The sequence below is a fragment of the Clostridium sp. Cult3 genome (genome assembly GCF_021655115.1).
Lineage (GTDB): Bacteria > Bacillota > Clostridia > Tissierellales > Tepidimicrobiaceae > PPXY01.
Genome location: NZ_PPXY01000009.1, coordinates 39,285 through 66,115 on the forward strand (window position 1 = coordinate 39,285; position 26,831 = coordinate 66,115).

The window sequence follows — 26,831 nt, forward strand, 5'->3', positions numbered from 1 at the left end:
TGAAATATGAGAGTGATTGTAAAAAAGGACTATGAAAGCATTAGCAAGGAAGCAGCAAATATAATAAAGGATGAAATGGTTAAAAATCCGAACATAGTATTGGGGCTAGCGACAGGAAGTACTCCAGTAGGTATGTATCAGGAGTTGATTAGATTTCATAAAGAAGAAGGATTGGATTTTTCTAATGTGACTACTTTTAATCTAGACGAATATGTAGGAATAGATGATGACCATCCAAATAGTTACCACTATTTTATGAAAGACGTGTTATTTGATCATATAAATATAAATATGGAAAATACCTTTGTGCCCGATGGAAAAGCTGAGGATCCTGAAAGCTATTGCAGAGAATACGATAGATTAATAGAAGAAAAAGGAGGCATAGATATCCAGATATTAGGCATTGGCGAAAATGGGCATATTGCCTTTAATGAACCTGATAAAAAATTAAATGTAGGTACTAGTATAGTAGATTTAACTCAGTCAACTATTGAAGCCAATTCCAGATTTTTTGATTCCATAGATGAAGTACCAAAAACAGCAATAACCATGGGAATTGGCAGTATTATGAAAGCCAAAAAGATAATTCTATTGGCCAATGGCAAGAAAAAGGCAAAAGTTATTAAGGAACTGTTAAAAGGCGAAAAAATAACTACAGATCTACCAGCCAGTATGTTGTTATTACATCCAGATGTTACTGTTATAGTTGATGAAGAAGCTTACAATGGCTAAATAGTGGTAAAGAAGGTGATATTATGAGAGTTATAATCAAAGATGTAAATATAATTACCCCTTTTGATATATTGTATGGTGGGGAAGTATTAATAGAGAATGGAAAGATAGCAGGAATTGGTAAAGATGAGGAACTAAGTGAAGTATCAACCGATAGGGTAATCCATGGAAAAGGACAATATTTAGCTCCAGGGCTTATAGATATCCATAATCATGGTAATTCTGGTTATGATGTAATGGATAGTACTGAAGAAGCGTTAGATAAGATGGCAGAATTTCATTTAAGAAATGGAGTAACTTCCTTTTTAGGTACGGTAATTACTTCATCTTATGAAAATATGATCAAGGCTTCTGAAAATATTGTTCAATATAAAAACAAGGAAGATAAATCTAAACTATTGGGAATTCATTTGGAGGGACCTTTTTTCTCAATTGATAAGAAGGGAGCACAGCCAGCTGAATATATTAAAACCCCAAATATGAAAGATATGAAGGAAATAGTCAAAATATCCAAGGGAAATCTTAAGATGGTATCTTTAGCGCCTGAAAAAGAAGGAGCCCTTGAAGTCGTATCTTTCCTAGTTTCAGAAGGGATAACTGTAGCTATGGCCCATAGCAATGGAACCTTTGATGAAACGAAAGGGGCAATAAATCATGGAGCAACTGTAGCTACCCATCTATACAATGGCATGAGAAGTTTTTCCCATAGGGAACCGGGAATCGTAGGGGCAGCCTTAACAGATGATAGAGTTTTTTGTGAGCTTATATATGATAGAATTCATCTACATGATGCTGCAGTTAAGATGGCTTTAAAGATGAAAGGAATCGATAAGATTATATTGGTTTCAGATGCTATGAGAGCAGCAGGTTTAGAAAATGGGGATTATGAATTAGGAGGCCAAAAGGTAATAGTCAAAGATGGTGCGGCAAGGTTAGAAGGTGGTAGTTTAGCTGGTTCTACCCTTAATTTAAGGGATGCAGTGTTTAATATGGTGCATTATTTAAATATACCAATTCATCATGCCATTAGAATGGCAAGCTTGACTCCTGCAAAAGCTATAGGAGTTGATAGAAATAAAGGTAGTATAGAAGTTGGAAAAGATGCAGATTTGATTTTATTAGATGGAAATATAAATATTGCTGCCTCTATAGTGGGAGGTAATCCAATATGGCTAAAGAGATAGAGGTAAAGGTTTTAAATATAGATTTAGATGAGATGGAAGATAGACTGATCAAATTAGGGGCTAATTTGATATCTAAAGAATATCAAATTAATACCATATTTGATTCCAAGGATAATTATATAAATGAAGATTTAAATAGTTATTTGAGGATAAGGGAGATAAAGGATCTATTAACTGAGGAAGTCCACATTAATTTGACTTTGAAACAAAATATAGGCAGTGAAGCCATTAGACAAAATATAGAAACTACTACAGAAATAGGGGATAAAAAAGCCATGATATCCATCCTTGAAAGTTTAAGATATGAAATAATAGGTGAAGGCTATAAATATAGAACTTCCTATGTCTACGAAAATATAAGATTTGATTTAGATAGATGGGATGAGAATACCTATCCTTATCCCTATATGGAAATAGAAGTAGAAAATGAAGAAGATTTGGAAAAGGCAATAGAACTACTTGAAATTGACAGAAAGAACATTTCTACCAAATCTATAATCCAGCTTAAAGAAAACTTGTAACCAAAATCTATATAATGAATAATATATAATAAAGTAGATTTTGAGGAGGTTTTTAGATGTTAAACGATTTATTACAAGGATTGACTCAAGGTGGCAGTAGTTCTATATTGTTGATATTTGTTTTGCTTCTACTATTTGGCGGTGGTTTTGATGGTGGGTTTGATGGCAATATACTATTTATATTCCTGATTATATTTTTAATAGGTGGGTTTTTCTAGCAAATAGATAGCTAATTAGCTATCTATTTGCTTTAATAAATTAATAATTAGGAAGTCTTTTCTCTGTCAGAATAGAACTTAAAAGAATATATTCCTGCCAATCCTACCAATCCGTATATTATTCTACTTAATACAGAACTAGAGCCACCAAAGATAGCAGCAACTAGATCAAATTGAAATAATCCAATTAATCCCCAATTTATTGCCCCTATTATGACTAAAGTTAATGCTAATGTATCCATGGACTCACTCCTTTTTATATTTTAAGAATATTATTCCAAGATAAAAAATAAATATTCAATAAAAGTAACAATAAATAGCCTCCTATCATAATATAAATTGAGAAGATAATCAAGAAGGAGGTTATTTAGATGGTAGAAGAGGCTAATGTTGCTGGAAGAAGAAATGGTTGTTTTGATGGTGTTTTAGGAGGAATGAATGATGAGTTATTGTTTTTCTTCCTATTGCTAGTAGTTTTGTTTAACAATGAATGCTGGTTTGACAGAAATGATGACTCACTATTATTTTTCTTCTTATTGCTAGTAATCATATTCTGCAATTGTGGTGTATTCTAATCCCGTATCCATTACGGGATTTTTTCTATTTTTAATGGAATAATAAGAATATACCATTTAAAGAGGAGGATAAATAATAGATGAAGGGATATAAATTTGCATTATTAATTATAGGATTTATATTAATAGCTAGTTCCTGTAGCCCCAAAACTTTAAAGAAACCCAATGTAGTAGAGGATGTTGAGAATGAAAAAATTAATGATGATGATTTAGAAACGGAAATCAACAATTCTAGTATCAAAGAAGATGAAAGATTGACGAAAAAAACATTAAAAAGCCCAAATATAGATTACATACTTACTGGAAAAGACCAGGAAGAAAAATCTAGCAAAATAAATATGAACTTAAGCAATTTCATAGTAAACAAAAGCTTTAACTCAAAAGATAAAAACAATTTTGATACAGACTTAATGTATAAGCGCTATCTTATGCCTGAGGACTATATACTTATTACTAAAGATAAAATAGATATATATATGGAGCCTACAACTAATGCTAATGTAGTAGCCTCCGCATACATTTATGAAAAATTAAAAGTGTCAAAGGAAGTAATAGGTCAATATAGAAAAGATGGAAATTCTGACAAATGGTATCTAGTCTCCTGGAGCAACAAAGATGGCTACCCTTTTCATGGATTTATCCCAGCAAGTTCAGGGGAATTGAGAAGCTTTAGATTCAGCGAGATGCATAACCAAATTCTAACTCTTGAAGAGGCTATAGCTACCAATAGGTATGGATATGTATCCAATTATAAGGATGTTAACGGTTCACCACCGTTAATAAATAACAAAGCTATGGATCAATATGGGACGCAAGCCTATCAATCAGCCCCTGCATATAGGAATCTAGAGGATAAAAGTCAATTTAGATATGTACCTGATGGGATGATGGTTTTTATTAAAGACGAGATCAAGGGATATTATAAAGTCAAAATAATTGACTATGAAGGTCAATACTGGATACCTAAAAAATATATATCATTGGACAATAATCTAGATACCCTATCTAAGGTAGTGGTAGTAGATATAAAAAACCAGAACCAAGGAGTATTTGAAAATAGAGGAGATAATTGGACACTGGTATCTTATGGATTGGCAACTACGGGAGTAGAGGGAAAAGCTAGCTATGTAACGCCGATAGGAAAGTTTAAGGTGTTGGATAAAAAAGAAAGGTTTTATTATCTTGGAGAAGGTAGCGATGAAATAGCTGGATATGCTCCTTATGGAGTTAGATTTGCCCAAGGAGCCTATATACATGGAATTCCAGTAGAATATATTAAGGAAAATGGAAAAAATATTGATCCAGGGATGAGGGAGTTTTTATTTACTATTGGCACTTTTCCTCGATCTCATAAATGCGTAAGAAACTATACTAGCCATGCAAAATTTCTTTTTGACTGGCTGGATGTAAATGATTCTGCTGTAATAGTGTTTAAATAAACATCTTAAGGCATGCCTTAAGATGTTTATTTAAAAAAATTTAAAAAAATCATTAAAAAGTATAGCACATTTAATTAAATGTGCTATAATATATACATACAAACAAGACAATAGGAGGTATAATATATGGGAGAGTTTAAGTATATCAAATGGTTTAATCAAATTGACAAAAATGATATACCCATAGTGGGAGGTAAAGGAGCCAATTTAGGAGAGCTTACTCAAAAGGGTCTAGATGTTCCGCCAGGATTTTGTGTAACTGCTGGGGCATACAACTATTTTATCGATAGTGAGAATTTAGGTAGTGAAATAAGAGCGAGTATTTCTAATCTAGACGTAGAAGATTCTATTGAGTTACAAAAGGCAAGTTCTCAAATACAAAAGACCATCAATGAAGCTAAAATACCTGAGGATTTAGCTGATGAAATCATATTAGCGTACAAACATCTTAACCAGCAAATAGGTGTACAAAATTCGGAAGTAGCTGTTAGATCCTCTGCTACAGCAGAAGATTTACCAGAGGCATCTTTTGCAGGACAACAGGATACCTATCTTCATATAAGTGGTGCGGAAGAATTATTAAACCATGTAAGAAAATGTTGGGCCTCCCTTTGGACGGCAAGAGCCATATATTATAGGGAGAATCATGGATTTGACCATTTTGAGGTTAGTCTATCGGCTGTAGTACAAAAAATGGTCAATAGTCAAAAGTCCGGTGTAATGTTTACCGCCAATCCAGTTAATAATGACACCGATGAAATTATGATAAATGCTAGCTGGGGTTTAGGAGAAGCAGTTGTATCTGGAGCTGTAACTCCTGATGAATATATAGTAAATAAAAAAGATAAGAAAATTATAGAAAAACATATTGCAGAAAAAACTGTGATGATAGTGAAAAAAGATGAAGGTGTAGGTACAGTTGAAGTAAATGTTGGCGACTTTATAGGACCTGAATATATCAATAAACAATGTCTAGAAGAGAAAGAAATATTACTGTTAGCTGAATATGGATTGAAAATTGAAGAATTGTACGGCAGTTTTCAGGATATAGAATGGGGTTTTGATAAGGATACCAATGAACTATATATACTACAATCAAGGCCCATAACTACCTTAAAAGGAGGGACTTCAGTGGAAAAGGTTAAAGAAGAGAAGGAATTAAAAATGTTGGTTAGAGGACTACCTGCCTCTCCAGGAATAGGTAGTGGAAAGGTGAAAAACATCAAGGATATATCGGAAATATCCAGGGTAGAAGAAGGAGATATATTGGTTACAGTAATGACCAATCCAGACATGGTTCCAGCTATGAGAAGGGCTAGTGCTGTGGTAACAGATGAAGGCGGTAGGACTTGCCATGCTGCGATAGTTTCTAGGGAATTAGGTATCCCATGTATAGTTGGTGCTAAGGAAGCCAGTCAAATGTTAGAAGAAGGTATGGAGATAACGGTAGATGCAACTAGGGGAGTAGTATATGAAGGTATAGTATTGCAAGAAGAGGAAAAGGAAGATAAAGATGTAGCAGTATCTTCAGGAGTTATAGATGAAAATCTTATCCATCAGTTGGCACCGATTACTGCAACCAAAATTTATATGAATTTAGGAGAACCATCTATAATCGGAAGGTATAAGAATTTACCTTTTGATGGAATAGGACTTATGAGAACGGAATTTATATTTTCCAACATGATAGGTGCTCACCCTATGTATTTAGTAAAAACTGGGCAAGGGCAACTTCTAATAGATAAGATGTCAGAAGGGATTATGATGGTAGCTCAGGAGATATATCCAAGACCTATAGTGGTTAGATTATCGGATTTCAGAACCAATGAGTTTAGAGGACTAAAAGGTGGAGATGAAGTAGAACCAATTGAAAACAATCCAATGATAGGTTGGAGAGGAGTATCTAGATATATATCTCCAGAATATGAAGAAGGTTTTAGACTAGAATGCAGAGCTTTGAAAAAGGTAAGAGAAGAATATGGATTGACTAATGTATGGGCAATGCTTCCATTTGTAAGAACAACTTGGGAACTTGAAAAAGTTAAAAAAATAATGGCAGAAGAAGGGCTAGTGCAAGACAATAGCTTTAAGATATGGATAATGGCAGAGGTACCGTCAGTAGTATTTGAAGCTGAAGAGTTTGCGCAAATGGTAGATGGATTTAGTATTGGAAGTAATGACTTAACTCAATTGGTAATGGGAGCAGATAGGGATTCAGGTATTCTAAACAATATGGGATATTTTGACGAGAGAAACGAAGCCGTTAAAAGAGCCATATCCATACTTATCAAAGCGGCCCACAAACATGGAAAGACTATATCTATCTGTGGACAAGGACCATCTCAATATCCAGAGTTTGCAGAGTTTTTAGTTCAAGAAGGGATTGATAGTATAAGTGTTAACCCAGATACAGTCGCCTATACGAGGAGATTGGTTGCTACTGTAGAACAGAGGATGATATTAAATAAAATAAGAAGCCTGTAACCAAAAATTATTAATAGACCTTCGAAAAGACCTTTGGAGTATTTCCAAAGGTCTTTTCTTTATATTATTGATGGATGATATAAAAAGCTTTATCAATAATATGTATTATTATTCTAATTTGTAAAATACTAAATATCAGAATAATAATATGGAGGTTTGCTATGACAAGGATAATGAGAACAATGGATGGAAATGAAGCTGCAGCCTATATTTCCTATGCTTTCACCGAGGTAGCAGCTATATACCCAATTACACCTTCTTCACCTATGGCAGAATTAGTCGATGCCTGGTCTAGTACTGGTAAAAAAAATATATTTGATCAGGAAGTTAAAGTAATGGAAATGCAATCGGAAGCAGGAGCTTCGGGCACTGTCCATGGAGCCCTACAGGGGGGAGCATTAACTACCACATATACATCTTCTCAAGGGCTTCTACTTATGATACCAAATATGTATAAGATGGCAGGTGAACTATTACCAGCTGTATTTCATGTAAGTGCTAGGGCTATTGCTACCCATGCTTTGAGTATTTTTGGTGACCATCAAGATGTAATGGCAACGAGACAAACAGGTTTTGCTATGCTCTGTTCCAACAGTGTACAGGAAGTAATGGATTTAGCAGGAGTAGCCCATCTTTCAGCTATAAAGGGAAGAGTACCTTTTCTACACTTTTTTGATGGATTCAGAACTAGCCATGAAATACAAAAAGTAGAGGTAATAGAATATGATGACTTAATGAAACTATTGGATTTTGATGCAGTAGAACAATTTAGAAATAGATCCCTAAACCCTGAGAGGCCTGTACTACGAGGTACAGCCCAAAACCCTGACATATATTTTCAGGGAAGGGAAGTGGCAAATCCCTTTTTTGAGAGAATACCAGATATAGTTGAAGAGTATATGGAGGAAATCAATAAGATTACCGGTAGGGATTATAAACTATTTAATTACTATGGTCATCCTAAAGCAGAAAATATCATAGTTGCTATGGGTTCAGTATGTGAAACCATAGAAGAAGTAGTAGATTATCTAATACACAGAGGAGAAAAGGTAGGTTTAATTAAAGTACATCTTTATAGGCCTTTTTCTAAGAAACATTTCCTACAAGTTCTACCTAGAACCGTAAAAAAGATTGGAGTACTAGACAGGACTAAGGAGCCAGGTTCCCTAGGAGAACCTCTATATCTAGATGTAAAATCCATATTTTACGATTTAGATATTAATCCTTTAATAGTGGGAGGTAGATATGGATTAGGACTTAAGGATACTACTCCTGCTCAGATTGTTGCAGTATTTGAAAATTTAAATAGGCCAAATCCCAAGGACCGATTTACTATAGGTATAGTTGATGATGTATCCCATACATCTTTGGAGTTAAAGGAGAAAATAGATAATTCTCCAAAGGATAATATCAAATGTAAATTCTGGGGATTGGGTTCCGATGGTACAGTAGGGGCAAATAAGATGGCCATTAAGATAATAGGTGACAATACGGATCTATATGCTCAAGGGTATTTTTCCTATGATAGTAAAAAATCTGGGGGGACTACGGTCTCTCATTTGCGATTTGGGAAAACCCCTATCAAATCTTCCTATTTGATATACGATGCAGATTATATTTCCTGTCACAATAAATCCTATATATACCATTATGATATATTGAAGGGTTTAAAAGATGGAGGAATATTCGTATTAAATTGTCCTTGGAAGGAAGAAGAGTTAGATACACATCTACCTAGTCAGCTAAAAAAACATATTAAAGAACACAATGTAGATTTCTATATTATAGATGCCGAAAAGCTTGCTCAGGATATAGGTTTAGGAAAAAGGATTAATATGATAATGCAAACAGCTTTCTTCAAACTAGTAGATGTGATGCCAATAGAGGAGGCAGTAGCTCATTTGAAAGAGTTTGTCCTTAAGACTTATGGTAGAAAGGGCGAGGAGATTGTGAAGTTGAACTATCAAGCAATTGATAAAGCCCTAGAGGGTTTAGTAAAAGTACATGTACCAGACAGTTGGGGAAATGAAGAATTAGCGGATGTAGAGATAAAAGATGAGCCAGAATTTATTAAAAGGATCCAAAAACCAATGGCGAGACTAGATGGAGATGATCTTCCAACCTCTGTTTTTGTTGGTATAGAAGATGGGACCTTCCCTCTAGGAGTTACTGCTTATGAAAAAAGGGGTATAGCAGTAATGGTACCTCAATGGCAAACGGAAAATTGTATTCAATGTAATCAATGTTCTTTTGTATGTCCTCATGCTGTAATTAGACCCTTCCTGTTAGATGAAGAGGAAAAGCAAAAGGCTCCTAGTACTTTTGAAACTAAAAGGGCAGTTGGAAAAGGGCTAGAAAACCTAGAATTTAGAATCCAAGTCAGTCCATTAGATTGTACAGGATGTGGCAATTGTGCTGATATTTGTCCAGCAAAGGATAAAGCCTTGGTAATGGTTGATGCAGATAAAGAGATAGAAAGACAGAAAGATAATTGGGAATATGCAGCAAATAATATTACCTACAAGGATAATCTAATGCCTAAAACTACCTTAAAAGGTAGTCAATTTGCAAAACCTTTGTTAGAATTCCATGGTGCTTGTGCTGGATGTGGGGAATCTGCATATTTGATATTGGCTACTCAACTATTTGGTGATAGGATGATGATTGCTAATGCTACAGGATGTTCATCAATATGGGGCGCTAGTGCACCGAGTATTCCCTATACAAAAAATCATAATGGAAAAGGGCCTAGTTGGGCCAACTCGCTTTTTGAAGACAATGCGGAATTTGGTCTAGGTATGCATTTGGCAGTAAAGCAGATTCGAGAAAAGCTGAGGGATTTGATGGAGAAAGGCATAAGATCAAACATTAGTGAGGAATGTAATGAAGTGTTTCAACAATGGATAGAAAATATGGATGATGGAGAAGAGTCAAAAAAGATATCTATTAAACTATTGAATACTCTAAATAATGATAGATATAAAGATAACGATATAGTAGTTGAAATATTAAAGAGAAAGGACTTTCTAGTTAAGAAAAGCCTATGGATTGTAGGGGGAGATGGTTGGGCATATGATATAGGTTATGGTGGATTAGATCATGTTTTGGCCAGTGGTGAAGACGTAAATATTTTAGTATTTGATACGGAAGTCTATTCCAATACGGGAGGTCAGTCCTCAAAAGCTACCCCTGCTGGTTCAGCAGCTAAATTTGCTTATTCAGGAAAGAAAACCAAGAAAAAGGATTTGGGCTTGATGGCCGCTACTTATGGATATGTATATATAGCTCAAATATCATTAGGCGCCAATATGAATCATACATTAAAAGCATTAGCAGAAGCAGAATCCTACAAAGGGCCTTCACTCATAATTGCCTATTCACCTTGTGTAAATCATGGTATAAGATTAGGCATGGGAAAATCCGTTGCAGAAGAGAAAAGAGCCGTAGAATCAGGTTATTGGCATCTATATCGATTTGACCCGAGACTAAAAGAGCAAGGAAAAAACCCATTTATATTGGATTCTAAAGAACCAAAGGATTCCTTTAAAGATTTTATCATGGGAGAGGTAAGATATTCTCAAAACAAAAACACTTTCCCAGAATTAGCTGAAGAATTGTATAAGAAAGCTGAAAAGGACGCAAAGGAACGATATCAACTTTACAAAAAGCTATCGGAAATGGAATAGGAGTAGATATTTCTACTCCTATTTTTGGTTTTCTTCCACCCATTCCTTTGCTCTTACGACCCCTTCTAAGGTTGGAATTGGTACTTGGGATTCAGGTTGCAATGTCTCGATATCATAATAAGCAGCATATCTTTGTTCTTCAATTGGAATGGATAGCTTTTTTTGTTTGTATTTGTTATCTACTTTTTTATCCAATAGAACTCCTCCTTGTATTTATTATTTACGTAATTGATGAAAATATGATAAACTAATATGGTAATAATATGTTTAATAGATTATAGGGAGATGATATTTTGAGCAGTGCAAGATTACTAAAAGATATAGAATTTATAGTAGAATTAGACAAGATGAAATCCATCCTTAGGCAGACTTCATTGATAGACAAATCTAAAAGGGAAAACGATGCAGAACACTCTTGGCATATATCCGTAATGGCCATGATTTTATCTGAATATGCCAATGAAGAAATAGATGTATGTAAGGTAATAAAGATGTTATTAATTCATGATCTAGTAGAGATATATGCTGGAGATACTTTCTGTTATGATGTAGAAGGCAATAAGGATAAAAAAGAAAGGGAACTGAAGGCTGCCGATAAGATATTTGGTATGCTTGATGAAGACAAAGGCATGGAATTAAGAAAACTTTGGGATGAATTTGAAGAAATGAATACCAAGGAAGCTTTGTTTGCTGCCTCTATGGATAGATTACAACCTTTTTTTAACAATTATTTTTCTGGCGGAGGAACCTGGAAAAAGTTTGATGTGTCTAAAAAAGAAATATATAAAAGAATAGCTCCGCTGAAGGAATCTTCCAATGAACTATGGGATTTTACGAAAAATATGATAGAAGATGCTTATGATAGAGGATACATAGTAAAAGAATAAACTAATATTAATAAAATGAAGGGGCGGTATTTAACCGCCCGAACACTTGATTAAAAGGCTGGAATAACTCCACCTTTATATTCTTCTTCGATGAATTTATTAACCTTTTCACTTTGTAATGCTTCCATTAATTTTACAAACCTCTCCTGTTTTTCTTCCCCTTCTCTTATAGCAATAATATTTGCATAGGGGGAATCCTTGTCTTCCAATATTAAGGAATCTTCAGTTGGAACAAGCCCTGCTTCTAAAGCGAAATTACCATTTATGATAGCCCCATCTACGTCTTTTAATATCCTTGGTAGGGATGCAGCTTCTAAAGGAGTGAATTTCAAGTTCTTTGGGTTTTGTTCTATATCCTTTTCCGTAGCTAGTATTCCCACCTCATCTTTTAATTTTATTAGGCCATGTTTTTCCAGTAATAAAAGGGCTCGGCCTCCATTAGTAACATCATTAGGTATAGCAATTTCACTACCATCTTTTAGTTCATCAATTGTACTAATTTTTGAAGAATAAAGTCCCATAGGCTCTATATGGACTCCACCAACGGATACTATTTTTATATCTTTTTCTTCTCTAAACTCATTCATATAGGGTTCGTGTTGGAAGAAGTTAGCATCTAGTTCTCCTTCAGCTAAAGCTAGGTTTGGTTTTATATAGTCAGTGAACTCTACTATTTTAATATTTATACCTTCCTTTTCTAGATCTTCCTGAATAAGCTCAATAATCTCCTTATGAGGCTTTGGAGACACCCCAATTCTTATTGTATTTAGGTCATTTTTTCCTTTACCACAACCAACTAGCAATGAAACAGTTAAGATAGTTATTAATATTAATGATACGATTTTTTTCAATTCAATTCCCCCTTGTTTTACTTTTATTTTTTATCAACTTTCATAGCTAATCTATTACCAAAATATTGTATACCTTGGACTAATAGTATTATGATGATTACTGAAACTATCATTATATCCGTTTGGAACCGGTATAGGCCAAATCTAATGGCTAAATCCCCTAATCCTCCACCGCCTATGGCTCCTGCCATAGCCGAATAACCTATTATATTTATAATGGTTAGAGTTATACCCATGATAAGAGATGGCATAGCCTCTGGGATTAGTACTTTAAATATGATCTGAGGTACTGTAGCTCCCATAGATAAGCTTAACTCAATTACTCCTTTATCTACTTCCTTTAAAGCACTTTCTATAACCCTGGCAACAAAGGGTGCTGCAGCCACGGATAAAGGCACTATAGTTGCAGTAGTACCTATGGTTTTACCTACAATTATTCTAGACAATGGAAATAATAAAATCATCAATATTAAAAAGGGAAAAGAGCGAAGAATATTGATAATGCTATCCAATATATTATTAAAGGCTGGCTTTTCCCATATACCATCCTTTTCAGTAATTACCAGTAAAACACCTAAAGGAAAGCCTAAAGCTAATGAAAATATGGTGGAGAAAACTACCATATACAATGTTTCCAATAATGAAGGAATAATCAATTCAGCCATTATATCACCTCCACATTTACATTTTGTTTATTTAGATAATCTATAGCTTTTTGTATTTCTTCATGGTCACCAGATAAGCCAAGAATCAAATTCCCTACGCTGGTGTTGACCAAATCATTGATATTGCCAGATAATATATTGACTTCTATATCAAATTGTCTTATCATTCTCGATACTACAGGTTCTCTAGCGCTATCTCCTAAAAAACTCAATCTGATGACTTTACCACCAAAGTCCACTGGCCTTATAAATTCCTCTTTCACATTAGAATTTAAACTATTGATAAAGGTTTTAGCGGTTTGAGTTTTAGGATGGCTAAACAATTCTAAGGCTGTATTGGTTTCTATGACTTGACCATTTTCCATAATTGCTACCTTATCACATATATCTCTAACTACTTCCATCTGATGGGTAATTAAAACTATGGTCAGTCCGAATTCCTTTCTAGTTCGATTTAGTAGTTTTAATATAGAATCCGTAGTTTTTGGGTCTAAAGCAGATGTAGCCTCATCGCTTAGTAATACTTTTGGATTATTGACCAGAGCTCGTGCTATGGCCACCCTTTGTTTTTGCCCACCACTTAACTCTGAAGGATATGAATTTTTTTTATCCGTTAGTTCAACAAAATCCAGCAGCTCGTTTACCCTTGATTCGATCATATGTTTATCCTGTTTTTCCAATTCTAGAGGAAATGCAATATTATCAAATACGGTTTTTTGGGATAATAAGTTGAAATGTTGAAATATCATACCTATTTCTTTTCTAGAATTACGGAGTTGATGTTTATTTAAAGTCATTATATCTATGCCGTCTATAATAATTTTACCTTCTGTAGGTTCTTCTAATCTATTTAGGCATCGGATCAAAGTAGACTTTCCTGCACCGCTTAATCCTATTATTCCAAATATTTCACCCTTATTAATATGTAGGCTAACATCCTTTACTGCCCATATTTCATTTTTTCCTGATATAAATTTTTTTGATAGATTCTCGATTGTAATCAATTACTGTCCCCCTTTGTACAGATAATTAGGCAATGTGATACTAAAATAAAAAAACCTCTTCAAAAGAAAGAGGTTACAAATCCTCTCTCATCTCTCGGTTTATATACCGCTGGATTTAGCACCTTGCTACAACAGGTTGCCGGGTTTCATAGGGCCAGTCCCTCCACCACTCTTGATAAGAGCATATTATTTAGATATTGATATCAATTATATTAGTGTTATCTTTTTTTGTCAAGGGTAATTTTATAAAACATGTTATTATCTTTTGATAATGTCATCTCATAATTATCTTTTGATTATGTCAAAATAATAATATGAAAAAAGAGGTGCATTATTTATTGACTGAAAAACAATTAAATAGGTATAGAATCATCCAAAATTTGATTGAGGGAAATCTTAAGCCTTGTGAAGCAGCTAAGGCTTTAGCCTTAAGTGAACGACAAATTTATCGCCTAAAAAAAGGAGTTGAAAGTGAAGGCGTGTCATTCCTTATCCACAAGAATACTAATAAGAAACCTCTCCATACTTTTGATGATGACTTTAAACAAAAAATAGTTAAACTTAAAAAAACTGATAAATACAAGGATGCTAATTTTAAACACTTTCAGGAGCTTCTCCTTGAACATGAAGACATTTCTATTAGCTATAATGCTCTTTATAATCTGCTTACCTCTAATGGTATTGTAAGCCCTAAGAAGAGGCGTAAATCTAAAAATCATCATATACGAAAGAGAAAATCTAGAAAGGGAATGTTAATCCAAATTGATGCTACTCCTTTTGAATGGTTTGACGATGACAATAAATATTCCCTTCATGGTGCTATTGATGATGCTTCTGGAGAAATTGTCGGGCTCTATATGACTAAAAATGAATGTCTACATGGATATTTGGAGATAACTAGACAAATGATTTTAAACCATGGTATTCCTGCTTGTGTTTATACAGATAGACATACAATATTTCGCTCCCCCAATGCTAGTAAAGTTTCTATAGAAGAACAGTTGGATGGCAAAATCATTAATGATACTCAATTCGGTAGAGCTATGAAAGAATTAGGTGTTGCAATCATTACTGCACGGTCGCCTCAAGCTAAAGGAAGAGTAGAGAGACTCTGGAACACTTTGCAAAGTAGATTACCTGTTGAATTTAAAATTGCAGGGATTACTAATGTTGAAGAAGCTAATGAATTTCTTCTTGGGTATATTTCTAAGTTTAATTCTATGTTTGCTGTAGATCCAGAGGAAATTCAATTAGCTTATCGTAAGATACCTGATGATCTAGTTTTGGATCACATTTTATGTGTTAAACAGACAAGAACCATTGATAATGGCAGTGTTTTTTCAATACACAATAGACATTTTCAGGTATTAAAAAACCCTGGATTGCCTGAAGTTCCCAAGAAATCAAAGATTACTGTCATAATCAGTACTTCAATAGGAATTAAAGCAGAATACCAGGGTAATGTTTATGAAGTAATTAACTTCATAAAGCCTAAAAAGAAGCATGAAACCAAGCAAGAATCCGTAAAGTCTAAATATACTCCTCCAGATGACCATTATTTCAAGTATGGCCACGATAAGTTTAAAAGGATTTATTTCGATGAAAGTTACGAAGAAGTAATTAGTGTCTTAGAAGAAATATTTTTAAGCAAATATGCTTAGTTTCTATGTTTTAACAGCCTTTGGGGCTAATTGGAAAACAAGCTAGTGAGATTTTAAATGTCAAGGGTACGTCTCTTGCCCTTGACATTTAAAATCGAACAGCTACAATATCAAAACCCCAAAGATGTTATTATTATATCCTACTACTGACATTTTTAAGCGATAATTAACATAATTTTTACTGACATTTTCAAAAGTTATTGACAGGGTAATTTTATAAAACATGTTATTCATACCTATTTTCTAGCATACTATGAATCTCCTCAGGAGTATGACCTTTTGCTTCGATTATAGGTACTGGAGGTTTTTCATAGCTTGCATCCCTAGTACCTAATACATCTAATCCTGAAACTATAATAGCCTTATATTCATCGGAGACAATATTACTTATATTATCATTTCTATACAGTGTATACACATCGTAACCACAGGATTTTAGATGTTCAATATAGGGCGTTAAGGTATTCTCTACTACGACTTTATTTTTCAAAATTATCACCTCCCATATAAAAATAGTATATCCTTATTCATTAAGAATATTTATCAGTTTTTTACCAGGAATAAATCCTGAAAGATAAAGACAAAATATTAACGTAGCCTAAATAATCAGAGGAAAGGAGATATATTATGGCATTAAAAAATACAGTTAATTTGGGAAATATTAATCAAATGGAGCTACAGTCCTTACGGGAAATAATAGGAGCCCATCAAACTATGGCAACCAAATTTGATTTCTATGCCAACCAATGTCAAGATCAGCAGATAAAACAGTTATTTAAGCAATCAGGTCAGGACTCAGGGACTACAGCTACTAATTTAATAAATTCATTAAAATAGGAGGGAAAATTATGCAAGAAAAAGATATGGTAAGTGACATATTAGCTGGGACAAAAGCTAGTATAGATAGCTATACAAAGGCTATAACCGAATGTGCAAATCAACAGCTTAGAAATACATTACAACAATTAAGGAATGAAGCAGAACAATTTCAATATCAGCTATTCCAGATAGCAGAACAAAAAGGTTATTATACACCAGCACCACCAGCCAATTCCAATGATATACAACAAGTGAAATCTGGATTGACCGGTGGCGGCATGACTATGAGATAGATAAATGGGACTCTATTTTGGAGTCCTTAATTTTTTGTCATCAAGATTCTAAAAAGTAATTGACACTTCCATTAATATATGGTATTTTTATTATGACAATTGGGCACCTTTAAACTGAACCAGAGAGTTCAGAAAGGAAAGCGTAATATATGGAATAGTTATGCCTTCCTTTAGGGAAGGCATTTTTTAACGCAATCCTTTAATTAGGCCCGGAGAGGCTAAAAGGAGGTAATATAATGATAAAATTAAGACATCTATTAGACCCTCAGGATTTTTCCATAGAGGAGCTGGAGAGGATATTTTCTCTAGCAGAATTAATAGTTGAAGATGAAGAAAAGTTTACAAATCTATGTGATGGAAAGATTCTTGCTACATTATTTTATGAACCTAGCACTAGGACTAGATTTAGCTTTGAAGCAGCTATGTTGAGACTTGGCGGTAAGGTAATTGGTTTTTCAGAGCCTGGCTCTAGTTCTGTTATGAAAGGGGAAAGTATCCCCGATACAATTCGAACGGTAGGATCTTATGTGGATATTATAGCTATGAGACATCCAAAAGAAGGAGCCCCAAGATATGCATCCTATTATTCGCCAGTTCCTATCATCAATGCAGGAGATGGCGGTCATCAACATCCCACTCAAACTTTAACCGATCTGTTTACCATTAGGGAAACTAAAGGGCAATTTTCCAATTTGACTATAGGACTCTGCGGAGACCTAAAATTTGGTCGTACGGTTCACTCTTTGATAAAGGCCATGTCTAGATACGAGAATGTAAAATTTATTCTGATTTCTCCCAATGAACTAAAAATACCTGAATATATAAAGACGGAAATATTAGATAAGAAGGCTATAGACTATATAGAGGTGGAAAGATTAGAAGAAGTAATACAGGAATTAGACATACTATATATGACAAGAGTACAAAAAGAACGATTTTTTAATGAAGCTGATTATATTAGGCTTAAGGATAGCTATATTTTAGATAAGGAAAAGCTAAAATTAGCAAAAAAGGATTTAGCTATTCTTCATCCACTTCCAAGGGTAAATGAAATAAGCTATGAAGTTGATAAGGATCCAAGGGCAAAATACTTTCAGCAAGTTAAATATGGAATGTATGTTAGGATGGCTCTTATTTCTAAATTGTTGGGGGTGATGTAAGTGTTATATATAGATAGTATTGCTAAGGGAATTGTAATTGATCATATAAAAGTAGGCTATGGATTTAGTATTTTTAAATATTTGGGATTAGATAAGGCAGACTTTACGGTAGCATTAATTATGAATGCACCTAGCAGAAAATATGGCAGGAAGGATTTAATAAAAATTGAAAACAATATCGATTTGGATTTAGCTATGTTGGGCTTTATTGATCCAAATATTACAGTAAACGTAATAGAAGAGGAAAAAATAGTTGAGAAGATAAATTTATCCTTACCGGAAAAAGTTGAAGGAATAATCCAGTGTAAAAACCCAAGATGCATTACATCTGCAGAAAGAAATATAGTTCATAGATTTGTCCTAATAGACGAGAAAAAAGGTATATACAAATGTGAATACTGTGACCAAATATATTCTTGGGAGGGTTAAGATGGAGATTTTGATTAAGAACTGTAGAGTGGTAGATGAGACGAAGGATTTTAAAGGAGATATATATATAACAGAGGGGAAGATTGCTGATTATGGTAAGGACTTAAATTATCCTTGCCCAGTTGTAGATGCTAGTAATCTAGTAGTAATGCCTGCATTTATAGATATGCATGCGCACTTCAGAGAACCAGGATATACCTATAAGGAAGATATATATACAGGTAGCTTGGCAGCGTTAAAGGGAGGTTATACCTTAGTAAATTTAATGGCTAATACCGATCCCATATGTAGTAGTTTAGAAGTAGTGGATTATGTATTAAATAAATCAAAGGAAGTGGATCTAATAGATGTTCATCAGACCCTCTCTATAACGAAAGATTTCGATGGGCAAACTTTAGAGCATCTAGATAGTATAGATTCTAGGATAAAATTCATATCTGATGATGGGAAAGGAGTACAATCCAATTTAGTCATGTATCAGGTTATGAAAGAGGCCAAAGAAAAGGGTATAACCATTATCGCCCATGAAGAAGATGAGGAAATAGTGGATATAGACACAAGGCTTTCAGAAAATTTAATGACCTTAAGGGATATATATCTATCTAAGTTAACAGGAGCTTCATTGCATTTGGCCCATGTGAGCACCAAGGAGTCCATTGAATTTATTAGGAAAGCTAAAAAGGAGATTTCTAATATTAGTTGTGAAGTAACTCCTCACCATATTGCCCTTTATGATATGGACTACAAGGTGAATCCTCCAATAAGGAAAAAAACAGATGTTTTAGGGATTATTGAAGGCATAAAAGATGGTACCGTGGATGTGATAGCCACAGACCATGCCCCTCATTCAAAAGAGGATAAAGAAAATGGTGCTCCCGGTATATCTGGCTTAGAAACAGCCTTTCCCATATGCTACACTCATCTGGTAAGATCAAGAGATATATCCTTAAATAGATTATCTCAAATCATGTCTGCAGTACCAGGGAGATTAATGGGAGCTAATAAGGGAAAGATCAAGGTAGGCTATGATGGAGATATTGTATTGGTGGATTTAGATAAGGAATTTAGGATAGATGGGATAGAATTTCTATCTAAGGGGAAAAATACCCCTTTTAACGGAATGAAAGTTTATGGACGGGTAGTAGCTACTCTTAGAAAAGGGGAAATTAAATATAATGGGGGGATAAACATTGATAATAGATAGACTATTTAAGGAAGTTGAAAAAAAGGGAAATGTATGTGTAGGATTGGACAGTCATCTAGACCATATACCCAATCATATTAAGGAAAAATATCAGGATATAGATGAGATACTGTTTCAATTTAACAAGGGTATAATAGATAATACTTTGGATATAGTGCCAGTATATAAATTACAAATAGCCTTCTATGAAGCCTATGGTATTGAAGGATTGATTGGATACAAAAGGACTATAGAATATATAAAGAGTAATGGGTCCATTATCATAGGGGATATAAAAAGAGGGGATATAGCTTCTACAGCTGAAATGTATGCTAAAGCCCATTTTGAAGGGGACTTTCAGGTGGATTTTATCACGTTAAATCCCTATATGGGATTTGATAGCATAACCCCTTACCTAAAATATATTGAAACTGGAGAAAAAGGGATGTTTGTATTGCTTAGGACCTCCAATCCAGGGGCAAAGGATATACAGTACTTAAACGTCAATACACAATTAGAAAGACTTTATTATCATGTAGGGGATAGCTTAAATGAAATAGGGTCAAAATATATAGGAAATTGTGGTTATAGTTCCATAGGAGCTGTAGTAGGGGGAACCCACAGGGATGAGGCGGAGGAGATTCGGAATAGGTACAAGAACATGTTCTTTCTAATTCCTGGATATGGACATCAAGGAGGAAAGGGTGAAGATGTGGCTTTATATCTAAAAGATGGTAATGGAGGTATAGTTAATTCCTCTAGAGGGATCATCACCGCATATAATAAATATGAAGATGGCCCAGAAAATTTCGATAAATATGCAAGAGAGGCAGTATTGGCTATGAAGGAGGATATTAAAAGTGAAGGAAGGGTATAGAAGGGGAATCATTCATTCCAATACTCAAATAGCAACAAATATATATGAAATGAAAGTAAATACTGATCTAAATCCTTTAGGAAATCCAGGACAATTTTATATGCTAAGGGGATGGGAAGGATTAGATCCATTTTTACCTCGACCTATTAGTATATGTGATATTTCTGATAGGATGGTTACCTTTCTATATGAAGTAAAGGGGAAAGGAACTAATATTATTTCTAAATTGAAACCAGGGGAGAGATTAGAGCTATTAGGACCTTTAGGGAACGGTTTTGACTTAGATGTCAAGGGAAAGATTGCAATAATCTCCGGCGGCATTGGAATAGCTCCTATGATATACACTATGAAGCGATTGGACAATCCTATAGACTTTTATTGTGGTTTTAGAAATGAAATTTACTATATAGATGAAATGCAAAAGCATGTAGACAATATATATATTACCACAGAAGATGGTTCCTTTGGGCATAAAGGATTTGTTACTGAATTGTTCATACCAGAAAAATATGATGGGGTCATGGTCTGTGGACCTATTCCCATGATGAAAAGAGTAGTAGATATGTGTAGGGATAAGGTTCCAGTATTTATATCCATGGAAAGTAGAATGGCTTGTGGCATAGGTGCTTGTCTAGGATGTAGCATTAAAACTAGTTCAGGGATGAAGAGGGTATGTAAGGAAGGACCAATTTTTCCTGGGGAGGAGGTAATCTTTTATGATTGATACAAGGGTTAAGATAGGTCAGGTAGAGTTTAAAAATCCAGTAATAGCAGCTTCAGGGACCTTTGGATTTGGAAGAGAATATGGTGAATACTTTCCCTTGTCAAAATTAGGAGGTATATGTACCAAGGGCTTGACTTTAAACCAGCGAGAAGGGAATAAAGGCGTAAGGATATATGAAACAACTGGTGGAATTTTAAACAGTATAGGCCTACAAAATCCAGGAATTGATAACTTTATTAAAGAGGAGCTACCCTTTATGGAAAAGCAGGATACGGTACTGTTGGCCAATGTAGGTGGTGGTACTATAGAGGAATATATTCAATCCGTTGAGAAATTAAACGAAACCAGTATTGACATAATAGAATTAAACATATCCTGTCCCAATGTAAAGGAAGGCGGTATGGCTTTTGGAATAAAATCTGAAATAGCTTATAAGGTAGTGTCTGAAGTTAGACAGGTATGCAAAAAAAACTTAATAGTCAAACTATCTCCAAATGCTCAGGATATAGCCTATATGGCTCAATGCTGTGAAAAAGCAGGGGCAGACGGATTGTCTCTTGTAAATACCTTTAGTGCTATGGCTATAGATATTCATGGGAGAAAGCCCGTATTTAATAATACAGTGGCAGGACTATCTGGGCCATGCATAAAGCCTATTGCATTGAGAATGGTATATGAGGTATCAAAGGCAGTAGATATACCAGTTATCGGCATAGGGGGAATAATGGATTACAAAGATGCCATTGAATTTATTATGGCAGGAGCTTCTGCTATTCAAATAGGCAGTGGTAACTTTACAAATCCTCATATATGTATAGATGTAATACAAGGTATAGAAGGGTTTATGAAAGAAGAAGGAATAAAGTCCATAGAAGAGATAAGAGGGGTGGTTTAGTATGTTATTAAAGTTATTAAAGGATACGGAAGCTTTGATGGAAGGACATTTTTTACTATCTTCGGGGAAACATAGTGATGGTTATGTCCAATGTGCTAAATTAATGATGTATCCAGATCAGGCTGAGAAAGCAGTTGGTTTAATAGTAAATAAGTTAGAAGATATAGACTTCGACATAGTAGTTGGCCCTGCTATGGGAGGTATAATCGTAAGCTATGAATTAGCTCGTCAAACGGGAAGACCAAGTATATTTGTGGAAAGAGAAGAGGGACAGATGAAATTAAGGCGAGGCTTTACCATAGAAAAGGGTCAAAGAGTATTAATATCTGAAGATGTAGTAACTACTGGCAAGTCTTCTTACGAAGCCATTAAGGTGGTAGAAGAACAAGGTGGTGAAGTGGTAGGCATTGCTTGTATTGTAGATAGGAGTAGTGGAAATATTAAATATCCTCTATATAGTGGTGCTAGACTTAATATAAATACCTATGATGAGGAAGATTGTCCCCTATGTAAAAAAAGTTTACCAATAATAAAACCAGGAAGTAGAAAAATAGCTGTCAAATAGACAGCTATTTTTCGATATATAATATTCCAACGGTTCCCGGACCGCAGTGACTAGAAATAACGCAACCAGCATCGGTAATATGTATATCATCAGCATTAATATTTATTGATAATTGCTCTTTTAAATAAGAAACTGATTCTCCTCCCTGGGAATGGGTGATAAAAATTCTCGAAGGATCTATATTTTCAGCATTTATTAATGGATCATTAAGCATGTAGTCTACAACTTTACTTTTTCTTCCTCTTACCTTATGGGCTACTGTCATCTCACCATCTACCACTTTGATTACTGGTTTTATTCTTAAAGCACTACCAAGTAAATTTTGAAGGGCAGATAATCTACCACCTAGATGGAGATACTCTAAAGTATCTATTATAAAAGTAGATCTTACCTTAGGGACTAACTGTTGTATATTTTCTGAGATTTCTTCTATGTTCATTCCTTTATCCCGAAAATCACAAGCTTTCATTACTAAAAGGCCTATACCCGTCGATAGATTGTGAGAATCAATTATACTAATTCTCCCATTGGGGAATTCTTCTTTTGCTATATTCGCATTTTGAATAGTAGCTGACATTTTAGAGGATAATCCAATATATATAATATCATCTCCTCTATCGATATGGGGTTTAAAGGCATCAACAAAATCTTGGGGGGATGGGGCAGATGTCTTTGGAATTTTATTTAGTTCATCAATTTTTCTATAAAGACCTAATTGATCTATGTCCATATTGTCCCTATAGATTTCATCATCAAAAGTTACATATAAAGGTATTATGGCTATATGATTTCGATCTATTAATTCTTTAGATAAATCACTAGTACTGTCGGTGAAAATTTTAATATTGTTCATTTTACATCCTCCTCTTTGCATACTATTATAAATATATTAGCAATGTTTATTATTATATCAAATAAAAAAGATTTATATGATGTTTTTGTTGAAACCAAAAAGTCTATATAAGATCAAATTTGATCTTATATAGACTTTTTGAGTTTACTCTACAAAATGTAATGTATTTTTAATTCCTTGAATATGATTTTTTTCTGCCCATATTATCACATAATTGTATTCTATTCCATTAATCATTATAGGTTTAGGATATTTTACTATTAAGGCAGCCTGATTATCCATTTCTTTAGTTTGATCCTTTGACGGCATTATCAAACATCCTTCTTGGTTATCAACTTTAACGTTCATTATACTTGGTTCTGACCCGTAAGGTTTTAAATTTTGATAAGCTTCTTCTTCACATAATTTACCTAAAGGTAAATCAGAGTTAATAGCGGAAACTATAAAGTATCCCGTAGGCCCTTCATAATAATCCTCTGCTACCTTTTCCCAGGAGGATGGATATTTAAAAGAAATCCTATATAACTTACTCTTATAGCTAGACCAATGTATTGGAATACATAAAACTTCTCCAACTATTAAATTATTTGGGTTTACGTTTGGGTTTGATTTTATCAATAGATTTAATGGAATATCGTATTTCTTTGCAATTAAGTATAAAGTATCTCCTTTTCTAATGGTGTAGGAAGAAGTACCTGGGGGACATTCTTCCTTAGGACCTAGGGGGATACATATCATTTGACCTATGGTAAGCATATTGGGATTAATTCCTGGATTGGCTTCTATAATAGCTTCCACCGATACATTATACATTTGAGCTAGTTTATAAATGGTATCTCCAGGTTTTACTACGTGATAGTTCATAAACATCTCCTTTCTAAGCATTCTAATATAGTATATTGAAAAGATTCATATTTTGTTCATGGTATTCTAAATACCTATCATAATCTTGAGTAGAATGGTGATACTATCTAGGAGTAGATATATAAGGAATGGTAAAATTGATATCAAAAGGGTTAAAGTCCAACAAGGAACAAGTAAAAAGTCTATTTAACAATACTAGTGATTTAGTAATATATGAGTTTGAAACCAAATCTAATTTGAAGTTAATGGTTTGTTATATAGAGGGATTTATTGACAGGGATTTATTAGATCGGGACATAATAAAACCCATGATACTAAACTTGGACAGGGATAAGGATATAAATAAGATCTTGTATGTATCGGGAATGGAGGAGGTATCCACTTTACAAGAAGTAGCGGATAAAATGCCCTATGGTAGCGTTGCTATATTTATAGATAAGGTCAGTAAATGCTATATTATAAACATAAATCATTGGAAAAAAAGAGCTATCGAAGAGCCACAAGCAGAGGCGGTAGTTAGAGGACCTAAAGAAGGTTTTATTGAAGATATAACGACTAACAAAGCAATGCTTAGACGAAGGATAAGAAGCAATGATTTGGTATTTGAAGACTATATAATGGGCAAGCAGACTAAAACTAAGATTTCCATAGCATATATACAGGGTATTGTAAACGAGAAAGCGCTAGAAGAAGTAAAAAAAAGGATAGATAATATAGACATTGATGGGGTATTGGAAAGCGGTTATATTGAACAGTTGATTGAAGATAGCCCCACATCTTTAATCTCTACTATAGGAGATACTCAAAAACCAGATGTAGTGGCTGGTAAATTATTAGAAGGTAGGGTTGCAGTATTTTGTGATGGGACCCCTCATATACTTACTATGCCTAAATTTTTCATAGAAGATATTCAAACTAGTGAAGACTACTATTCAAGACCTTTCTATGCAACTTTTTTGAGATGGCTTAGGATTTTTTGTCTTTTTTTAAGTATAGTTTTGCCTGGACTCTATGTGGCGCTACAAACCTTTCACCAGGAGATGATACCAACTGTGCTTTTAATAACTATGGCTGGAGCCAGGGAGGGAATACCCTTTCCTGCAGCTATAGAAGCATTTTTAATGACACTAATGTTGGAGCTAATAAAAGAATCCGGTATTAGACTTCCAAGGGCAGTTGGTTCGGCAGTAAGTATCGTAGGAGCTTTGGTCCTAGGTCAAGCAGCTGTAGAAGCAGGAATAGTATCTGCGCCTATGGTGATTGTAGTTGCAGCTACAGCCATAGCAGAATTTGCTGTTCCTTCACTGACAGAAGCGATAATTATATACAGATTTATACTTATTATTCTGGGAGGGTTCATGGGTTTATATGCTATGACTTGTGGACTGATAGTTATAATAGTTCAGATAATATCCTTGGAATCCTTTAATGTTCCTTATGGTTTTCCCTTAGCTCCTGGGGACAAACAAGGGCTTAAAGATTCTGTTGTTAGATTTCCACTATGGACTTTAATATTTAGACCAAAAGCTTTAGAAAAGAGGAATATCCGAAGACAAAGAAACGTACGAAAGAAGTGACATTATGAGTATGAGAAAGAAAATATTATTTATAAATATATTAGTCACCATAGCTATCGCCTTAACTGGGTGCTGGAATGCCATGGAGTTAAATGCCCTTGGCATTACCCTAGTTTTAGGTCTTGACTTTGAAAATGATAAAGTTATAGTAACTGCAGAGATAATAGAGCCTGTACCCGCAAAAGAAAAAAGTGTCCTGGGTAAGGGTTCTGCTGTTACCTATGTGCAAGGAATTGGGGATAATATATTTGATGCTTTTAGGGATATAACTTTAAAATTTGATAGAAGATTGTATATTGCTCATAACAAAATAATTATCTTTGGAGAAGGGTTTCTTAAAGGTGAATCTGCTAATGATATAGATATATTGGTAAGGGATCATGAATTGAGGGAGACGGTATATTTTTTAATTGCAAAAGATGCAAAAGCCTATGAAGTGATGGGAGTTGCTGCAGGTTTAGAGGAGATACCTGGAAACTATATATTGAAATTAGTAGAGAATTTTAGATATAATCCAAAAACTGTCAATGTTAACTTGGCAGAATATTTGAGACATTTTTATGATATGGGTAGGCAACCAGTTTTAGGGATAATAGAAAGGAAAGAAAAAAAGCAAATAAACAAATTAGAAAAATTCTCTAAAGATAGTGAATATGAACTCTCCGTTATAGGGGCAGCTGTATTT

Annotated in this window: 29 protein-coding genes and 1 riboswitch; of the genes, 21 read left to right on the forward strand and 8 right to left on the reverse strand. The window is 34.2% G+C overall.

Annotated features, from left to right (window positions below):
• Positions 1-6 precede the first annotated feature (6 nt).
• The 4 genes from nagB to C3E88_RS02240 are packed head-to-tail and all read left to right on the forward strand — an operon-like array spanning position 7 to position 2,655.
• Positions 7-732 carry a glucosamine-6-phosphate deaminase gene (gene nagB / locus C3E88_RS02225; protein ID WP_236908416.1) on the forward strand — a complete coding sequence of 242 codons (726 nt, stop codon included), beginning with the start codon at positions 7-9 and terminating at the stop codon, positions 730-732.
• 23 nt (positions 733-755) lie between these two features.
• Positions 756-1,916: an N-acetylglucosamine-6-phosphate deacetylase gene (gene nagA, locus C3E88_RS02230; RefSeq protein ID WP_236908417.1), complete on the forward strand. Its 1,161-nt coding sequence runs from the start codon at positions 756-758 to the stop codon at positions 1,914-1,916.
• Positions 1,901-2,437 (forward strand): class IV adenylate cyclase, encoded by a 537-nt coding sequence (locus tag C3E88_RS02235; RefSeq protein ID WP_236908418.1) that lies wholly within the window; start codon positions 1,901-1,903, stop codon positions 2,435-2,437. Before nagA ends, C3E88_RS02235 begins: the two co-directional genes overlap by 16 nt.
• A gap of 56 nt (positions 2,438-2,493) precedes the next feature.
• The gene (locus C3E88_RS02240) at positions 2,494-2,655 is read left to right on the forward strand and encodes a hypothetical protein (RefSeq protein WP_236908419.1); all 162 of its coding nucleotides are present in this window, start codon (positions 2,494-2,496) and stop codon (positions 2,653-2,655) included.
• Positions 2,656-2,702: 47 nt separating this feature from the next.
• Here C3E88_RS02240 and C3E88_RS02245 read toward each other — a convergent pair whose 3' ends face one another.
• Positions 2,703-2,897, reverse strand: a complete 195-nt coding sequence (locus C3E88_RS02245; protein ID WP_236908420.1) for a DUF378 domain-containing protein — start codon at positions 2,895-2,897, stop codon at positions 2,703-2,705.
• Positions 2,898-3,026: 129 nt separating this feature from the next.
• On the opposite strand from C3E88_RS02245, the gene C3E88_RS02250 reads away from it, so the two are divergent.
• The 4 genes from C3E88_RS02250 to nifJ all read left to right on the forward strand — a co-directional run bounded on the left by C3E88_RS02250 (position 3,027) and on the right by nifJ (position 10,839).
• Complete coding sequence (locus C3E88_RS02250; RefSeq protein ID WP_236908421.1) at positions 3,027-3,230, forward strand: hypothetical protein; 204 nt, start codon at positions 3,027-3,029, stop codon at positions 3,228-3,230.
• Positions 3,231-3,310: 80 nt separating this feature from the next.
• Positions 3,311-4,669, forward strand: coding sequence for a L,D-transpeptidase (locus C3E88_RS02255; protein ID WP_236908422.1), 1,359 nt, complete (start codon positions 3,311-3,313; stop codon positions 4,667-4,669).
• A 126-nt stretch (positions 4,670-4,795) separates the two neighbouring features.
• On the forward strand, positions 4,796-7,153 hold the full coding sequence (gene ppsA, locus C3E88_RS02260) for a phosphoenolpyruvate synthase (protein WP_236908423.1): 2,358 nt from the start codon (positions 4,796-4,798) through the stop codon (positions 7,151-7,153).
• Positions 7,154-7,314: 161 nt separating this feature from the next.
• Positions 7,315-10,839, forward strand: a complete 3,525-nt coding sequence (nifJ, locus tag C3E88_RS02265; RefSeq protein WP_236908424.1) for a pyruvate:ferredoxin (flavodoxin) oxidoreductase — start codon at positions 7,315-7,317, stop codon at positions 10,837-10,839.
• Between the two features lie 18 nt (positions 10,840-10,857).
• On the opposite strand, the gene C3E88_RS02270 is transcribed toward nifJ, so the two are convergent.
• Positions 10,858-11,034: a CDIF630_02480 family spore surface protein gene (locus C3E88_RS02270; protein WP_236908425.1), complete on the reverse strand. Its 177-nt coding sequence runs from the start codon at positions 11,032-11,034 to the stop codon at positions 10,858-10,860.
• Between the two features lie 98 nt (positions 11,035-11,132).
• Here C3E88_RS02270 and C3E88_RS02275 point away from each other — a divergent pair, with 98 nt between their 5' ends.
• Positions 11,133-11,726, forward strand: a complete 594-nt coding sequence (locus C3E88_RS02275) for an HD domain-containing protein (protein ID WP_236908426.1) — start codon at positions 11,133-11,135, stop codon at positions 11,724-11,726.
• Positions 11,727-11,776: 50 nt separating this feature from the next.
• On the opposite strand, the gene C3E88_RS02280 is transcribed toward C3E88_RS02275, so the two are convergent.
• The 3 genes from C3E88_RS02280 to C3E88_RS02290 are packed head-to-tail and all read right to left on the reverse strand — an operon-like array spanning position 11,777 to position 14,246.
• Positions 11,777-12,583, reverse strand: coding sequence for a MetQ/NlpA family ABC transporter substrate-binding protein (locus tag C3E88_RS02280; protein ID WP_336513053.1), 807 nt, complete (start codon positions 12,581-12,583; stop codon positions 11,777-11,779).
• 17 nt (positions 12,584-12,600) lie between these two features.
• Positions 12,601-13,242 carry a methionine ABC transporter permease gene (locus tag C3E88_RS02285; RefSeq protein WP_236908428.1) on the reverse strand — a complete coding sequence of 214 codons (642 nt, stop codon included), beginning with the start codon at positions 13,240-13,242 and terminating at the stop codon, positions 12,601-12,603.
• Positions 13,242-14,246 carry a methionine ABC transporter ATP-binding protein gene (locus C3E88_RS02290; RefSeq protein WP_236908429.1) on the reverse strand — a complete coding sequence of 335 codons (1,005 nt, stop codon included), beginning with the start codon at positions 14,244-14,246 and terminating at the stop codon, positions 13,242-13,244. Before C3E88_RS02290 ends, C3E88_RS02285 begins: the two co-directional genes overlap by 1 nt.
• A gap of 84 nt (positions 14,247-14,330) precedes the next feature.
• Positions 14,331-14,428, reverse strand: a riboswitch (SAM riboswitch).
• Positions 14,429-14,560: 132 nt separating this feature from the next.
• Here C3E88_RS02290 and C3E88_RS02295 point away from each other — a divergent pair.
• Complete coding sequence (locus C3E88_RS02295) at positions 14,561-15,907, forward strand: ISNCY family transposase (RefSeq protein WP_236908430.1); 1,347 nt, start codon at positions 14,561-14,563, stop codon at positions 15,905-15,907.
• 226 nt (positions 15,908-16,133) lie between these two features.
• On the opposite strand, the gene C3E88_RS02300 is transcribed toward C3E88_RS02295, so the two are convergent.
• Positions 16,134-16,397: a YkuS family protein gene (locus C3E88_RS02300; RefSeq protein WP_236908431.1), complete on the reverse strand. Its 264-nt coding sequence runs from the start codon at positions 16,395-16,397 to the stop codon at positions 16,134-16,136.
• A 137-nt stretch (positions 16,398-16,534) separates the two neighbouring features.
• On the opposite strand from C3E88_RS02300, the gene C3E88_RS02305 reads away from it, so the two are divergent.
• From C3E88_RS02305 to pyrE, 9 genes are all read left to right on the forward strand, one after another.
• Positions 16,535-16,744: a hypothetical protein gene (locus C3E88_RS02305; protein WP_236908432.1), complete on the forward strand. Its 210-nt coding sequence runs from the start codon at positions 16,535-16,537 to the stop codon at positions 16,742-16,744.
• 11 nt (positions 16,745-16,755) lie between these two features.
• Positions 16,756-17,019, forward strand: a complete 264-nt coding sequence (locus C3E88_RS02310) for a spore coat protein (protein WP_236908433.1) — start codon at positions 16,756-16,758, stop codon at positions 17,017-17,019.
• A 236-nt stretch (positions 17,020-17,255) separates the two neighbouring features.
• A complete protein-coding gene (gene pyrB, locus C3E88_RS02315) occupies positions 17,256-18,179 on the forward strand; it encodes an aspartate carbamoyltransferase (protein WP_236908434.1) in 924 nt (307 codons plus the stop codon).
• Entirely contained in the window at positions 18,180-18,608 is a 429-nt protein-coding gene (locus tag C3E88_RS02320) for an aspartate carbamoyltransferase regulatory subunit (protein WP_236908435.1), read from the forward strand.
• 1 nt (position 18,609) lies between these two features.
• Positions 18,610-19,812: a dihydroorotase gene (locus C3E88_RS02325; protein WP_236908436.1), complete on the forward strand. Its 1,203-nt coding sequence runs from the start codon at positions 18,610-18,612 to the stop codon at positions 19,810-19,812.
• Complete coding sequence (pyrF, locus tag C3E88_RS02330) at positions 19,799-20,668, forward strand: orotidine-5'-phosphate decarboxylase (RefSeq protein WP_236908437.1); 870 nt, start codon at positions 19,799-19,801, stop codon at positions 20,666-20,668. The genes C3E88_RS02325 and pyrF overlap by 14 nt, the downstream gene beginning before the upstream one ends.
• Positions 20,652-21,392 carry a dihydroorotate dehydrogenase electron transfer subunit gene (locus C3E88_RS02335; RefSeq protein ID WP_236908438.1) on the forward strand — a complete coding sequence of 247 codons (741 nt, stop codon included), beginning with the start codon at positions 20,652-20,654 and terminating at the stop codon, positions 21,390-21,392. Before pyrF ends, C3E88_RS02335 begins: the two co-directional genes overlap by 17 nt.
• The gene (locus C3E88_RS02340) at positions 21,385-22,287 is read left to right on the forward strand and encodes a dihydroorotate dehydrogenase (RefSeq protein ID WP_236908439.1); all 903 of its coding nucleotides are present in this window, start codon (positions 21,385-21,387) and stop codon (positions 22,285-22,287) included. The genes C3E88_RS02335 and C3E88_RS02340 overlap by 8 nt, the downstream gene beginning before the upstream one ends.
• Position 22,288: 1 nt before the next feature.
• A complete protein-coding gene (pyrE, locus tag C3E88_RS02345; protein WP_236908440.1) occupies positions 22,289-22,852 on the forward strand; it encodes an orotate phosphoribosyltransferase in 564 nt (187 codons plus the stop codon).
• A 4-nt stretch (positions 22,853-22,856) separates the two neighbouring features.
• Here pyrE and C3E88_RS02350 read toward each other — a convergent pair whose 3' ends face one another.
• Together C3E88_RS02350 and C3E88_RS02355 are read right to left on the reverse strand one after the other, a co-directional pair.
• Complete coding sequence (locus C3E88_RS02350) at positions 22,857-23,705, reverse strand: DegV family protein (protein WP_236908441.1); 849 nt, start codon at positions 23,703-23,705, stop codon at positions 22,857-22,859.
• Positions 23,706-23,849: 144 nt separating this feature from the next.
• On the reverse strand, positions 23,850-24,569 hold the full coding sequence (locus tag C3E88_RS02355) for a LysM peptidoglycan-binding domain-containing protein (RefSeq protein ID WP_236908442.1): 720 nt from the start codon (positions 24,567-24,569) through the stop codon (positions 23,850-23,852).
• Between the two features lie 128 nt (positions 24,570-24,697).
• Here C3E88_RS02355 and C3E88_RS02360 point away from each other — a divergent pair, with 128 nt between their 5' ends.
• Complete coding sequence (locus C3E88_RS02360; protein ID WP_236908443.1) at positions 24,698-26,146, forward strand: spore germination protein; 1,449 nt, start codon at positions 24,698-24,700, stop codon at positions 26,144-26,146.
• A 10-nt stretch (positions 26,147-26,156) separates the two neighbouring features.
• Positions 26,157-26,831 (forward strand): Ger(x)C family spore germination protein (locus tag C3E88_RS02365; protein WP_442870627.1); only part of this gene is annotated, 675 nt, incomplete at its 3' end.

Coding starts and splice junctions, on each gene's coding strand:
- pyrE (WP_236908440.1), top strand. CDS start 22,289: ATGTTATTAAAGTTATTAAAGGATACGGAAGCTTTGATGGAAGGACAT.
- C3E88_RS02350 (WP_236908441.1), bottom strand. CDS start 23,705: ATGAACAATATTAAAATTTTCACCGACAGTACTAGTGATTTATCTAAA.
- C3E88_RS02355 (WP_236908442.1), bottom strand. CDS start 24,569: ATGAACTATCACGTAGTAAAACCTGGAGATACCATTTATAAACTAGCT.
- C3E88_RS02285 (WP_236908428.1), bottom strand. CDS start 13,242: ATGGCTGAATTGATTATTCCTTCATTATTGGAAACATTGTATATGGTA.
- C3E88_RS02310 (WP_236908433.1), top strand. CDS start 16,756: ATGCAAGAAAAAGATATGGTAAGTGACATATTAGCTGGGACAAAAGCT.
- C3E88_RS02325 (WP_236908436.1), top strand. CDS start 18,610: ATGGAGATTTTGATTAAGAACTGTAGAGTGGTAGATGAGACGAAGGAT.
- C3E88_RS02235 (WP_236908418.1), top strand. CDS start 1,901: ATGGCTAAAGAGATAGAGGTAAAGGTTTTAAATATAGATTTAGATGAG.
- nifJ (WP_236908424.1), top strand. CDS start 7,315: ATGACAAGGATAATGAGAACAATGGATGGAAATGAAGCTGCAGCCTAT.
- C3E88_RS02240 (WP_236908419.1), top strand. CDS start 2,494: ATGTTAAACGATTTATTACAAGGATTGACTCAAGGTGGCAGTAGTTCT.
- C3E88_RS02305 (WP_236908432.1), top strand. CDS start 16,535: ATGGCATTAAAAAATACAGTTAATTTGGGAAATATTAATCAAATGGAG.
- nagB (WP_236908416.1), top strand. CDS start 7: ATGAGAGTGATTGTAAAAAAGGACTATGAAAGCATTAGCAAGGAAGCA.
- C3E88_RS02360 (WP_236908443.1), top strand. CDS start 24,698: ATGGTAAAATTGATATCAAAAGGGTTAAAGTCCAACAAGGAACAAGTA.
- C3E88_RS02255 (WP_236908422.1), top strand. CDS start 3,311: ATGAAGGGATATAAATTTGCATTATTAATTATAGGATTTATATTAATA.
- C3E88_RS02245 (WP_236908420.1), bottom strand. CDS start 2,897: ATGGATACATTAGCATTAACTTTAGTCATAATAGGGGCAATAAATTGG.
- C3E88_RS02340 (WP_236908439.1), top strand. CDS start 21,385: ATGATTGATACAAGGGTTAAGATAGGTCAGGTAGAGTTTAAAAATCCA.
- nagA (WP_236908417.1), top strand. CDS start 756: ATGAGAGTTATAATCAAAGATGTAAATATAATTACCCCTTTTGATATA.
- pyrB (WP_236908434.1), top strand. CDS start 17,256: ATGATAAAATTAAGACATCTATTAGACCCTCAGGATTTTTCCATAGAG.
- C3E88_RS02295 (WP_236908430.1), top strand. CDS start 14,561: ATGAAAAAAGAGGTGCATTATTTATTGACTGAAAAACAATTAAATAGG.
- ppsA (WP_236908423.1), top strand. CDS start 4,796: ATGGGAGAGTTTAAGTATATCAAATGGTTTAATCAAATTGACAAAAAT.
- C3E88_RS02250 (WP_236908421.1), top strand. CDS start 3,027: ATGGTAGAAGAGGCTAATGTTGCTGGAAGAAGAAATGGTTGTTTTGAT.